The sequence below is a fragment of the Psychrobacter sp. 1176_08 genome (assembly GCF_052850615.1).
Genome location: NZ_VXCU01000007.1, coordinates 69,175 through 82,969, shown reverse-complemented (window position 1 = coordinate 82,969; position 13,795 = coordinate 69,175). Strand labels below are relative to the sequence as shown.

Annotated in this window: 10 protein-coding genes; 4 read left to right on the top strand and 6 right to left on the bottom strand. The window is 43.3% G+C overall.

All coding sequences use genetic code 11. The features are described 5' to 3' along the window. The first annotated feature begins 696 nt into the window (after positions 1–696). Positions 697–2,799, top strand: coding sequence for a polyribonucleotide nucleotidyltransferase (gene pnp / locus FW759_RS10225; RefSeq protein ID WP_446442929.1), 2,103 nt, complete (start codon positions 697–699; stop codon positions 2,797–2,799). Positions 2,800–3,056: 257 nt separating this feature from the next. Here the strand turns inward: pnp and FW759_RS10220 are convergent, their stop codons facing one another. From FW759_RS10220 to FW759_RS10205, 4 genes are all read right to left on the bottom strand, one after another. Continuing rightward, on the bottom strand, positions 3,057–3,620 hold the full coding sequence (locus tag FW759_RS10220) for a hypothetical protein (RefSeq protein ID WP_446442928.1): 564 nt from the start codon (positions 3,618–3,620) through the stop codon (positions 3,057–3,059). A gap of 35 nt (positions 3,621–3,655) precedes the next feature. After that, positions 3,656–4,168: a hypothetical protein gene (locus FW759_RS10215; protein ID WP_446442927.1), complete on the bottom strand. Its 513-nt coding sequence runs from the start codon at positions 4,166–4,168 to the stop codon at positions 3,656–3,658. Between the two features lie 150 nt (positions 4,169–4,318). Beyond that, the gene (locus FW759_RS10210) at positions 4,319–4,576 is read right to left on the bottom strand and encodes a YheV family putative metal-binding protein (protein ID WP_062843530.1); all 258 of its coding nucleotides are present in this window, start codon (positions 4,574–4,576) and stop codon (positions 4,319–4,321) included. Then, on the bottom strand, positions 4,577–6,781 hold the full coding sequence (locus FW759_RS10205; protein WP_446442926.1) for a M3 family metallopeptidase: 2,205 nt from the start codon (positions 6,779–6,781) through the stop codon (positions 4,577–4,579). A 498-nt stretch (positions 6,782–7,279) separates the two neighbouring features. Between FW759_RS10205 and FW759_RS10200 the strand changes: the two genes are divergently transcribed. The 3 genes from FW759_RS10200 (at position 7,280) to FW759_RS10190 (ending at position 10,822) form a co-directional block, all read left to right on the top strand. After that, a complete protein-coding gene (locus tag FW759_RS10200; RefSeq protein WP_443505359.1) occupies positions 7,280–8,392 on the top strand; it encodes an AOC03_06830 family ribosome hibernation factor in 1,113 nt (370 codons plus the stop codon). Positions 8,393–8,996: 604 nt separating this feature from the next. Continuing rightward, entirely contained in the window at positions 8,997–9,752 is a 756-nt protein-coding gene (locus FW759_RS10195; protein WP_062845779.1) for an endonuclease/exonuclease/phosphatase family protein, read from the top strand. A gap of 74 nt (positions 9,753–9,826) precedes the next feature. After that, positions 9,827–10,822, top strand: a complete 996-nt coding sequence (locus FW759_RS10190; protein ID WP_446442925.1) for an NADP-dependent oxidoreductase — start codon at positions 9,827–9,829, stop codon at positions 10,820–10,822. Here the strand turns inward: FW759_RS10190 and FW759_RS10185 are convergent. Together FW759_RS10185 and FW759_RS10180 are read right to left on the bottom strand one after the other, a co-directional pair. After that, complete coding sequence (locus tag FW759_RS10185; RefSeq protein ID WP_446442924.1) at positions 10,819–11,436, bottom strand: alpha-ketoglutarate-dependent dioxygenase AlkB family protein; 618 nt, start codon at positions 11,434–11,436, stop codon at positions 10,819–10,821. The two genes, FW759_RS10190 and FW759_RS10185, sit on opposite strands and share 4 nt — an antisense overlap. A 225-nt stretch (positions 11,437–11,661) precedes the next feature. Next, positions 11,662–13,566, bottom strand: coding sequence for an ABC transporter ATP-binding protein (locus FW759_RS10180; RefSeq protein ID WP_446442923.1), 1,905 nt, complete (start codon positions 13,564–13,566; stop codon positions 11,662–11,664). Positions 13,567–13,795 lie beyond the last annotated feature (229 nt).

Sequence of the window (13,795 nt, the reverse complement as noted above, 5' to 3'; positions counted from 1 at the left end):
AAAGCGCCATCATATGGTATCTTTTTAAGATTTTTGCTAAACCGCTTAGAACTTACTTGCTGATATTGATACAATGGATTTTTCTAAAAACGGTGTGGAATAGTTTCACGCCGTTTTTTTATGCGTATTGGAATGGGTTTTGATGTATAGACTATTTACGCTACTATAACGGTCTGATATCAGTTTGCGAAGATAGTAAAAAACCCAGATTCACCGTAGCATGAGCAGACTAAGATTACAGTAATCAGAGCTATCAAAAATGAGTAGATGCTCAGTTTTGCAATTCATTGGTCAATGCCTATAAATCACTGTAAAATAATGTATTGTGAGTTTTACCCATGACCATTGTTCATACAGCAAGTAGTGATAGTTGATGGTCAATTAAAGAAAGTAATAAACGATAAAGTGAAAATGATCCTTGCAAGGGCTTATCGAAACTAAAAAATATCTTGTGGGTTTCATTTTTACCATTTGACAGTATTTATAATAATATCGATATCAAATGATGAGACACATATGATAGTGCAATGACTATCGTAGATATACAGATAATTAAATCACAGTATGAATCCTAGTTTATATGGCTTTTCATGAAAAGCATATCGATTAGCGGTTATATACAACGCATTTTAATGACAGATATCAGCTTGTTAATATGCTGATATTATTTTTGTCAGTCAACATTAGGAATATTATATGACAATGTTTAATACCATTAAGCGTGAATTCCAGTATGGCAACCAGCAGGTTGTTATCGAAACTGGTCGAGTTGCACGTCAGGCCAATTCTATTTTGGTACACATGGGCGGTGTGACGGTACTAGTCGCAGCGGTTGTAAAATCAGAAGCCAAAGAAGGACAAAACTTCTTTCCACTTACCGTAAACTATCAAGAAAAAATGTATGCGGCAGGTAAAATCCCAGGTGCTTATGGCAAACGTGAAGGCCGTGCTAGCGAATTTGAAACGCTAACCTCACGCTTGATTGATCGTCCGATTCGTCCACTATTTCCAGAAGGTTATGTAAACGAAATCCAGATTACAGCTACCGTTGTATCATCAGATAAGACTCAGTCTGCAGATATCGCTGCATTGATTGGTGCTTCAGCGGCATTGGCTATCTCTGATGCGCCATTCAACGGCCCTGTTGCTGCTGCGCGTGTTGGTTTCATCAATGGTGAATACGTTCTTAACCCAACCCTTGAACAGCTTAAAGAAAGTGATCTTGACTTGGTTGTCGCTGGTACCAAATCTGCGGTATTGATGGTTGAATCTGAAGCGGCAGAGCTGTCTGAAGATCAAATGTTAGGCGCTGTATTGTACGGTCATGAGCAGCAGCAAATCGTCATTGACAATATTGCCTCAATAGCAGAAGAAGTGGGTACGGCTAAGCAGCAGTATTCTGCGCCTGAGCGTGATAAGGCCTTAGAAACCAGCATGAAAGAGCAGTTTGGCGAGCAAGTGGCTGACGCTTACACCATTACTGATAAACAAGAGCGCTATACCAAACTTGACGACATTAAGCAGTCAGTTATTGATGCGCTTGCTGGTGATGCTGAATCAGAAAACTATGCTGAGACCGTATCTGAGCTAAAAGAAATCTATAACGACCTTAAATATCGTACGGTTCGTGACAATATCTTGTCAGGTAAGCCACGTATCGATGGCCGTGATCTTGAAACCGTTCGTGCGCTTGATGTACAAGTTGGTGTACTCCCTTATACGCATGGTTCAGCACTATTTACTCGCGGTGAGACGCAAGCATTGGTTACGACCACGCTTGGTAACAGCCGTGACGTTAACATGATTGATTCACTAGGTGGTACGATTCGTGATCATTTCATGTTGCATTATAACTTCCCACATTTCTCTGTTGGTGAGACAGGCCGTGAAGGTATTCCAAAACGTCGTGAAATCGGTCATGGTCGTCTAGCGCGCCGCGGTGTAGAAGCGATGCTACCAGATAGCGAACGCTTCCCATATGTTATTCGTGTGGTGTCAGAGATTACTGAATCAAACGGTTCATCTTCTATGGCTTCTGTTTGTGGCGCAAGTTTGGCATTGATGGATGCGGGTGTACCATTAAAAGCCCCTGTTGCTGGTATCGCAATGGGTCTGGTTAAAGAAGGCGAACGTTTTGCTGTCTTATCAGATATCTTAGGTGATGAAGATCATCTTGGCGATATGGATTTTAAAGTGGCAGGGTCTAAAAATGGTATCACTGCGCTACAGATGGATATCAAGATTGAAGGCATCACGCCTGATATCATGGAACAGGCGCTTAAACAAGCCCATGCTGGTCGTATTCATATCTTGGACGCCATGAACAAAGTATTGCCAGAAAGCCGTACTGAAATCAATGCTCATGCGCCTAACTATGCTGTTATCGAAATCAACCCAGATAAGATTCGTGACGTCATCGGTAAGGGCGGCGCAATGATTCGTCAGCTAACTGAAGAGACCGGTGCGGTTATCGACATCGATGATGGTGGCACGATTCGTATCTTTGGTGAAAACAAAGCAGCAACCAAAGCTGCTATCGGTAGAATCGAAGCATTGACGGCAGAAGTTGAAGTTGGCAAAACGTATGAAGGTACGGTTGCTCGTATCGTCGACTTTGGTGCTTTTGTGAATGTTCTACCAAATACAGATGGTTTGGTTCATATCTCACAAATCGCAGAAGAGCGCGTAGAGAATGTATCAGACTACCTAAAAGAAGGTCAGGTTGTTAAAGTCTTTGTACAAGACGTTGATAATCGTGGTCGTATCAAGTTAACGATGAAAGGTATCGAGCAAAACTAATTTTTAACCATTAGTTTGGTCTAGATATTTAAAAACCGCTTTGAAAGACTTTTTATGAGTCCTCAAGGCGGTTTTTTTTATGTGTTAGAGGTATGGTCAATCCAAAGTAAAAGTGGTAAATACGGTCATCATGTTCTACTGGTATAAATTCGACTCACTGGCTGTTCGCAAGCGTGACAGATACTTCGTAAAATTGACCCCAGTAGAACCGTACTCTTTTTAAGACGGGTCGACTATAGTCAAAGGCTGTGATGGATTTATATAATAATGCTTTTAGGAAGATGAATATCAATACGAAGTTTGGGTAAGGGTTGTAGATGCTGAGTCAATAACGGCAACGTATCGTGGTGCCAATCTAAAGGCAGTATATTAACTGAGCCGGACGAATCAGTCTTATAGTCTCGCGGGTTATCATACACCAGTGGGCGGGCAAGTAGAGCTACTCTACGGATGCCTTGGTAACGAATCAGCGGTAAAAGCTGCTGTTGTAAATCCAGTAAAGCCGCATCAAGCCAACTTGTGCGTGCTGGATGATAAGGGTGATCAGATACGACGAGGTTGGCAATATAACTGGGCTGATTACCACTACTGCTGGCACCTAGACCTGTTTGCTCAAGTGCGCGCTTAATCAACAAGCAGCTACCAACATTTAGATTACCATCACGACACGCTTGGTAGTAAGACTGATAATTATCAGAAAATAAGGTTTTGGTTCGTGCCAGCACAGGATCTAAAAGAATGCCTGCTGTATTCACTGGCAAGATAAGTAGCTGTGCACTGCTATTTAAAATAGGGGCATGCGTTAATTGTATGTTCGCCATTTTTTACCTTTAGCCCCTTGATAAATACAGTGATTCTATTCTACAGCTGTCTCATTCGCTTCAAGCTCAACAATTTGTTGTTCTAGTAACGCGATTTGTTCTGCTTTCATTTCAGTCAGTTTTTTGTTCATGGCCAATTGCTCAGCTGCCAGCTTTTCCTGCTCAGCCATGCGTTGACGCTCATCTTCTAAGCGATCAATCTCTTCTTTGGCGAGACTGTTTGTTTTTGGTAGGGGTGCATCTAATATAAGTTTGGGATCAATGGGTTGATTGATTGAATTGTTATCAAGGTCTGAGTCCTCACTTACTATTTCATTATTTAACGGCGTAAGTTCATTTAGCTCTGGATCCTTTATTTGCCCAGTTACTGAGCTAGAAGCGATTGGTTTAGCATCAGTTTGTTCTACTGTTGAGGGCGCAGTCGCGTCAACAGGCGCAGTATCCGATGAAACACTTCTCCAAACCAAATAACCAATCAATAGTGCTACCAATACAACGAGTAGCCACCATTTTTGAGGGAACTTAGAAGAGGTTTTTTTACGGTTCATACGATGGTCAAATTTAGGTTAGAAATATAGGTAGGTATAATATAACAAACTCAAAATAAAAAGCCTATCTATTGCTAGATAGGCTTAAAACACTATTAAATATCAGTACTCTCAATATTTTTAAAAAGCTTTAGTGGTGACAGAAACAAGTCAAGGTTTAAACTTGACTGTACCACTGGTTCCCGTAACCATTGCATCGCGAGCAAGCTGATCCTCAAGATTGTTTTTGGCACTAATGGCATCAGGGTCAGGGCGATGCTCAGTATGACCACACTGGGTGCATTCGATGTACTCATCAGGCGTCGGCGTGACGATATTCACTTGTACAACAGCATCCATCGTCTGGCACTTGGGACAGCGCACCCCTGCCAAAAATTGACGCTTTGGACGTGATGACTGATAACGCATTTAGATAACCCCGCGCGTCGTTTGAGTATTATCAGCATTAGCGGTAGCGTTGGCAAACCCACTATGACGCAACAAGGCGTCGATACTGGCACTACGACCACGGAAGTTCTCAAAATTGGTCTTGGCTGGAAAACTGCCACCAACTGACAAAATCGTATCGCGGAACGCTTTGCCAGTGTTTGGATTAAAAATACCGTCTTCTTCAAACTTACTGAACGCATCTGCCGAGAGCAGCTCAGCCCATTTATAAGAATAATAACCTGCGGCGTAGCCTCCAGCAAAAATATGACTAAAACCATTGGCAAAACGATTATAGTCAGGTGTTTGCATAATAGCGATATCGTTTCGAACAGCGTTCAAAGTGGCGAGAATACCCTCATAATCGAGTGCTGGCGTGTGTGCATGAATCAATAAATCAAACAGCGCAAATTCGATTTGACGCAATGTTTGTAGTCCGCTTTGAAAATTCTTGACCGCCAGTAACGCGTCTAGCTTATCCTTAGGTAAGGCGTCGCCTGTCTCGACATGACTACTAATCAGCGCAATGCCTTCAGCATCCCATGCCCAGTTTTCCATAAACTGGCTGGGTAGCTCGACTGCGTCCCATTCCACGCCATTGACCCCAGCGACATCGCCTACAGTCACTTGCGTCAGTAAATGATGCAAACCATGACCGAATTCATGGAATAAGGTCAGTACTTCATCATGCGTCAATAAGCTTGGCTTGCCATCCAGTGCAGGCGTAAAGTTACCAACCATAAAGCAAACAGCCAGCTGTTGATGCCCTTGTTCTTCGTAGCGATAGCGCGCTTGGAAACCATTCATCCATGCGCCGCCACGTTTGCCACTACGAGCAAACAGATCAAAATAAAAGCCACCGATCAGCTGACTATCTGCATCGAATAATTGATAAAAACGTACGTCACCATGCCAGCGAGAGACTGATTGTTCAGTCGTATTTTCTATACTTTCAATAGGTTGTTCTTTGACTGTGATGCCGTATAAACGTTCCACAATGGCAAACAGGCCACTAATAACTTTTGGTAATGGGAAGTACGGACGGATTTCTTCTTGCGATAAGCTAAACTCGGTTTGTTTTACTTTTTCGGCAATGTACGCGCTGTCCCAAGGTTGCAGCTCGTCAATGCCATAGTCATAGGCATACTGTTGCAATTGAGCCAAATCTTGTTTGGCGGCTGGCGTTGCTTGTGCTGCCAAATCTCTTAAAAACGTTTCAACTTCTGCCACACTATCAGCCATTTTGGTCGATAGCGACACGTCTGCATAATGCTCAAAACCCAGTAGTTTGGCTTTTTGTTCTCGCAATTGCAAAATTTCACTCATGATAGCTGCATTATTGAGGGAGTCACCTTTTGCATTGGTATGCTCGTCAAACTCAGAGGCGCGGGTGACATAGGCTCGATATAGCTTTTCACATAGACCACGGTCATCTGCATGAGTCATCACTGCCAGATAAACAGGGATGTTTAGACTGGCAACATAATAAGGTGTTGGTAAAGCCGCCACTGCTTCTTGCGTCAATGTACCGCTGGCAAGCAGCTTTGCTTTGTGCTGCTCGCCTGCATCAGCCAGTAGCGCCAGACCGCTTTCTGTCAATCCTGCCAATTGCTCATCATTGAGCACCAAAGCATACGCTTGAGTTGCATCCAAAACATGATCAGAAAAAGTCGCTGATAGCGTTGAGAGTTTGCTTTGAATAGCGGCGAACTGCTCTTGTTTGTCTGTTGGCAAAGCGACCCCCGATAGCTCGAAGCTCTGTAGCGCAAGCTCAATAGCACGCGCACGGGCAGGTTCAAGTGTCGCAAAAAACGCCGTATCGTTCACGATCGTTTGATAGCGACTGAATAAAGGCTGATGCTGTCCCACGCGCGTACCGTAGGCGGAGAGGGTGGGCAGTAGCTCATGATGGACATGACGAATGTCATCAGTACTTGTCACGCTATTTAGGTGCGACAAAACACCCCAACTGCGATCCAGTGCCAAATTAAGATGGTCAAATGCCATGACATCCATCAATGCTTGTTCGGCGCTGATATCGGCATCATGGTTAGTCTCTGACGCCGCTGTCATATCGTCCAAAAAGGTATTGGCCTTATCAATAGCGCTAATGACTTCGTCGTGTAATGTATTTGGTGCGACATTGGCAAAATCAATGAGATGCAAGTCTGTAAAAGTAGCGTTCATAAAGGTATCCGATATCAATGAGTGAAGTATAAAAGGATCAAATGGATGTTATTAATAGTCGTATGCTGCCGTCATCATGGACGGTATAGAATCTTTTTAATTTTTTATATAGGTTATACAAAAGATGGGTTCATTTACCAAAAATGCAACCTAGCCACCTATAACCTATCTACCTATATAGTTGATTGACTTTAAAAACGGGCAAAAGAAAACCATTCAAAATAGATAGAAGGTAATTTTAACAATACTGATTGTTCTACTTACAAAGCATCATCATTTGCTTGCAAATTCATCCTATAGTGGTTGATATCCAACTGTTAGCATCAGGGTAATGGAATAAAAAATAACTATTAAAACAAACCAGAAGCGTTCAAAAGTCTAAATCCTAATATTAATACTAAGAAAAGTGATCGTATTAGGGTTATATAATAAGTAAAAAATGCTTAATAAATGAAAATAACCGTCGAACATAAATGATAATAAAACAAGGAGTCATACATGAAAGCCACCCTTAAAAGCTTACGTCAGACCAAAGCCAATCCTGCGGTCAGTATCTTTGTGAAAACGCATCGCGCGCATCCTGCCAATGATCAAGACCCGATTGCCTTAAAAAATCAATTAAAAGTAGTCGAAGATCGCTTGACCAACGAGTATGACAAGCGCACGGCTACCACTATTTTAGAAAATATCCATGCTAAGACGGATGAGCTCAACCACAACTACAATCTCGATACCTTAGCGATATTTGCCAGCACAGATGATGTACAAATCATCCGTATGCCAATTGATACCCAAGAGCGCGTGGTTATCTCCAACCGCTTTGCCACTCGCGACTTGGTACGCGATATGGCAAGTGCGGTTCATTATTACACGGTCGTGCTAACGCGTGACCATGCACGTCTGATCGAAGCGTCTAATGATCGCGTCGTTAAAGAATTCGATAAAGATGATAATGCGCAAAACAATATGGAAAATATCCCATTCCCTGTTGAAAATAATGGCCTATATACTACAGGTGACGCTGGTTCGGATCGCTCAGCAAACAATGAAAGCAGTTATTTAAAAGAGTTCTTTAACCAAGTGGATAAAAGTGTACAAGAGCTGTGGGGCGAGCATAAGATGCCATTGGTCGTTGTTGGTGATGCAAAAAATATTGCTTACTATAAAGAGGTCTGTGATCGTCCGGACAATATTATCGCCACAGTCTCGAACGCGACTCACCTAGATGACGGTAGCGCTCAGCATATTGTCGATAGTGTACAAGAAGCGGTAGAAGAATATCGTGCTTCGCTGCATCAAGCGGCCTTAGGTGAAATTGATAAAGCACGTGGCGCCAATATGCTGCAAACAGACTTGCAAGAAGTGTATCGCAGTGCTTTCCAAGGCGCAGGCGAGACCCTTTATGTGCGTCGTGGTTATATACAATCAGCTAAAATTGACGAGAAAGCGCAGACGTTGAGTGTGACAAATGATCCTGCTGCTGAAGGCGTTACCGATGATGCCATTGGTGAAGTGATTGAGCATGTGATTCATAATGGTGGTAAAGCCGTGTTTATGCCACAAGATATTATGAGCGAAGATCAACCGATTGCTTTGGTGACCCGTTACTAGTTTGGTAAAACACATCGATTGATGTTACTGGCAAATGCATAAGTCAGTAATACAACTTTGCTATCTTTCAAAAGCATTGGTTTAACATAAGCCAATGCTTTTTTATGGACGGTCTCATATCTATTTTGTCCCAAAAACGGTGTCATTTATTATATGTGTCAGCAGCACTGATGCATATAAGGTCAGTGCTTTTTTGTGGTTAATTCTTATTTTGCCACATATATTTGGGTTTTATCCGTTGACGAGGTGGTGCAGAATATGGCGCTATTTATCACTGTGGTGCACGATATACTACGATAGTGCGCTCGGCAATTTATTGGTATTGCCTTAAATAAGTATCTGTACTGTAGTCAAATGGCATGACGATAGGAGTTTTTGGCTGGCATAGGGATTGCACCATTGTTATAAATCACACAAGGCAACGGTTGTGTATCGCCGCGATGGTTTATAAAAAGTGAGTCATAATAAATATGCGTTATAGGTCAGGCTCGCTTAGCAATACTACAACGCGTTATCTCTGATTAACTACTGTTGATGAATCAGACTGCTGTTATACTCAATAGCGTATTCATCTGCTTATCGACCTTTTATGACGACTGAATTTATGACTACTCCCTCTTTTGTTTTGACCAGCTACAATATTCACAAAGGCATGTCACCGCTAAATCGCCAAGTAAAATTACAAGGCATTGCCAAAGCGCTTGAGATCATCGGCTCTGACGTGCTGTGCCTACAAGAAGTGCAAGGCCAAAACCTAAAGCGTAATATGCAATATAACGAATACCCCGACCAATCGCAGCACGAATGGTTTGGTGAGTATTTGCAGCTGCAAAATAGTTATGGTAAAAATTCTGAATATGACAATGGTCATCATGGTAACGCGGTGCTTAGCCGCTTCCCTTTAGACCCAAAACACAACGTCAATATCACGGTCAACAAGCTTGAACAACGCGGTGTACTTCATTGCGAAGTACAACCAGTTGGGTGGGAGACGCCTGTAGTGGTACTGTGTGCTCATTTAAATCTGCTTGAGCGAGATCGTATCAAACAGTATCAGGCGATTAGCGATTATGTGCGCAATGAGATCGCCCATGACCAACCGCTGATCTTGGCAGGCGACTTCAATGACTGGAAAAAAATGTCTTGTGATAAGCTTGCTACCAGCTTAGGAATGACTGAGGCTTTTAAACATTGTCATGGCAAACTGTCAGCGACCTTCCCAGCCAAACTACCCGTGCTCAGCTTGGATCGAATCTACACCCGTAATCTGGGCGTCAAAGATGCGTGGGTACATACTGGCAAACCGTGGTCGACATTGTCAGACCATCTGCCAATCAGTGCAGAGCTGGTATTATTGTGATAGGGTGCTAAAGCAGGTAAAACTGAGATGTAGTGCAAAAATAAAATAATAGCAACTTATAAGGATATAAAACGATGTCTAACAATCAATTACCAACCACCCAACACGCCGTGCTCATACATGAATTTGGCGAACCAGAAGTCATGAAATATCAGGACAGCGTTGCCATTCCTGAATTAGCAGACAATCAAGTATTGGTCAAAATTGCTTATGCTGGTATCAATCCAGTTGATTACAAAACCCGTCAAGGAAAAGGCTGGGGCGCCGATAATATTCGTAAAGAAAAATTTGATAATGATCAGCCCGCTATTTTAGGCTTTGATATGGCAGGGGAAGTAGTTAAAAGCAATAGCGGTCAGTTTAGTGAAGGTGAGCAAGTCGCTGCACTGTCATTCAATGGCGGATGTTATGCTGAGTATGTGGCCATCGATGCCAACCTGTTGGCCAAAGTACCAACCTCTGTCACGCTAGAGCAAGCAGGCGCGTTACCTTGTATCGGGCAAACGGCACTACAATTTGTAGAGTTTGCCGATATAAAAGCAGGCGAGCATGTGGTCATCAATGCACCCGCAGGCGGCGTTGGTCACTTGTTGATTCAACTATTAGCAGAAAAAATTGCCAAAGAGAATATCAAAGTCACTGTCATTTGCTCACCAGAAAAATACGCCAAACTTGAACAATTAATAGATACCAGCAAGTTAACAGGCTGGATCGATTATACCAAGGATGAAGCGTTTCCTGATCTACAAGCCGATATGTTATTGGACTTGGTTGGCGGTGAAGCAGGGGTTCGCGCACTGAGTGTGCTCAGATCTGGCGCACGAGTGAACGTATTACCTACTATTTGGGTTGATAAACTCAAAGAAGCGGGTCAGCAGAAAAACTTAGATGTGGCGGGTTATAAAGCACAGCGTAGTGGAGAAGACATGGCGTGCGTTTTACAGCTGGTCGCGGATGGCAAGTTGACCTTAATCATTCAGCAAGTGTATCCATTGTCAGAAGTCGTTACGGCCCATCATGCGCTTCAAAATGGTGATGCGTTTGGTAAAATAGTTCTGAAAGTTGATTAGACATTATGCATGCGTCGAAACGTTAAACTAATACGCCCCGTTGCGACGGTTTTCGTTTTAGTAATGGTGTGCTTCCAAAATGTTTGGGTGTCACCATGCATGACGATGAGCTGACCAGACTCAAGACCAAGCGCCACTTTGTCTTGAGTTTTTTTATGTTTAAAAACAAATTTGCGCGTGGCTCCTAACGACAATGAGGCGATGATTGGCTGATCACCCAATTCTTTTTCGTCGTCAGCATGATAGCCCATACCGTCAGTACCCGACGGATAATAATTGAGTAGGCATGAGTTAAAATCTGCCGTAATGCCTATGTCACTTAATAGTTGTTCAATATGCTGTTTCACGTGGAACACTGAATCTGACCATGGAATGGCTCGCCGTGCATGCCCTGAATAATGATACATCACATCTTCTGCACCCATCCAAACAATCTGACGAGTCGTCACATGGGTTTTTCCAAACAGCGTTACAATATCAGACTGCCAAGGCAGCTCTGCTAATAAGGTGTCATACAGCGTACCAGCATCGTCAATGACAATACCCAAGTCATTTACTTGGCCGTCATAGGGCAATAGATTTTCTGTGGGCGCAGGCGCGAAGAGGTCGGTCATGGTTATGCCTATTCATCGTGGGGATAATGATTAATGAGAAATTGAGAAGCTGGAAAGTAATGACAGGCAGTAAGAGGTGCTTGGTTTTTAAATAAATGCTACGTTTTTGGGCGATGACTAAACTAAGTGACTACTAAGTTGAGTGCATATTAAATAGCGAGTCTAAAATAAGAATCGACACGTCCTTGTGTCAGATTTTTAGTGACAGTTTTTAAATTATAGCGATTAGCTGTCTTCGCCCAAGAAGCCGCCGCTTTGACGATGCCACAAGCGCGCATACACACCTTGCAACGCCAATAGCTCATCATGACTACCTTGCTCAATGATCTGACCTTTGTCCATCACCACTAGTCGATCTAATGCTGCAATGGTTGAGAGACGATGCGCGATCGCAATCACTGTCTTGCCAGTCATGATGTCGTTTAGACTCTCAGTAATGGCAAACTCAATCTCAGAATCAAGCGCACTTGTTGCTTCATCTAACAATAAAATGGGCGCATTTTTTAGCATGACTCGTGAGATAGCGATACGCTGACGCTGACCGCCAGAGAGTTTGACACCGCGCTCGCCCACTTGCGTATTCAGCCCCGTGTTGCCTTTATCATCATATAAGTCTTTGATAAAGTCCCATGCTTGCGCTTGCTTCGCAGCTGTTATGATCTCTTCGTCAGTTGCATCAGGACGACCGTAAGCGATGTTTTCTCGTACCGTACGATGCAGCAGTGAAGTATCTTGAGTAACCATGCCGATCTGTTGACGCAGTGACTCTTGAGTGACGTCATCGATAGCCTGTCCATCGATTAAGATTTTGCCTTTATCCACATCAAAGAAGCGCAGTAACAGATTCACTAACGTAGATTTACCCGCACCTGAACGTCCAACTAAGCCAATCTTTTCACCCGGTTTGATATCTAAATAAAAGTTATCAAGAAGTTTGGTCGTCTTGGTCGCTGAGGCATTGACTTCGTCTATATGCTCACCTTCTATATCAGTGTTATCATCATGCTCATAACTGAAATCAACATGATCGAATACGATACGACCCTCGGTGACTTTGACCGTCGGCGCATTGGGTTTATCGACGATGGTTTGTGGCGCAGATAATGTGCGCATGCCATCTTGTACCGTACCGATGCTCTCAAATAGGCTGGCAGTTTGCCACATAATCCAGCGTGTCAAACCGTTTAGGCGTAGTGCCATTGCGGTCGCGGCTGCGATAGCACCCACACCGACGGCACCTTGTTGCCATAAATAAATACCAATACCCGCTGTACCACTGACCAAAATCACACTGATCATATGGGTGGACACTTCTAAATAGCTGACCCAGCGCATTTGTGCGTGTACAGTACCCAAAAACTGACCCATGGCGTTTTTGGCATAGCTCAACTCACGGCGCGAATGACTAAACAGCTTAACCGTCATGATATTGGCATAAGCATCCGTGATACGCCCAGTCATCAGCGCACGGGCATCGGCTTGTACGATGGCAGTGAGCTTTAACTTAGGAATAAAATACCAGATGCACAGAGCGACCAAGACAAACCAGACGATAAAAGGAATCAGCAGTAGGCTGTCTAGATTAAAGAGAATAACACCTGAGGTAATAAAGTAGACGGCAACATACATGAACATGTCGGTGACCGTCATAACGGTATCACGTACAGCCAAAGCTGTTTGCATCACCTTGGCTGACACGCGTCCTGAAAATTCATCTTGATAAAACTGCATCGATTGCCCGAGCATGCGTTGATGAAAGCGCCAGCGCATCTGCATGGGAAACACCCCTTGCAAGGTCTGGAAGTGCACCAATGATGACAAGGTAATCCAGATGGGGCTCACTATCATGACGGCAAGCATCAAGAGTAGCATATCGCCTTTTTCTGCCCATAGGTTTTGCGGGGTATAGACACCCAGCCAATCAACGATGTTACCAATCCAAGCAAACAGCATGGCCTCATAGATACCGATTCCTGCTGACAAGACCATAAATAGCAAAAGCCAGCCGCGTAGACCATTGGTACACGCCCACAAAAATTTAAGCATGCCGTCACGAGGTGAGGGCAGTGGCATGGGCGTTTCAGGAAAGGCAGGTAGGCGGTTTTCAAAAAATCGAAATAGAGCATTCATAGGCAGTCATAAAGCATCAATAGCAGTACGCCAAAATCAACGATATCACTCGTTATTTTGAATCGTTACTGTTGTTATTAGGGATATGGGCTATTTTAACAAATTTCATAATTAGACCTGCAGGCGAATTGTAATTTGCACCCTTTATACTGTCTTTACCATTCATCAATTCATGTATAAATGCATTGCTGTAATAGAAATACTTTGTTACCTTCCATAGGTTTAAAAC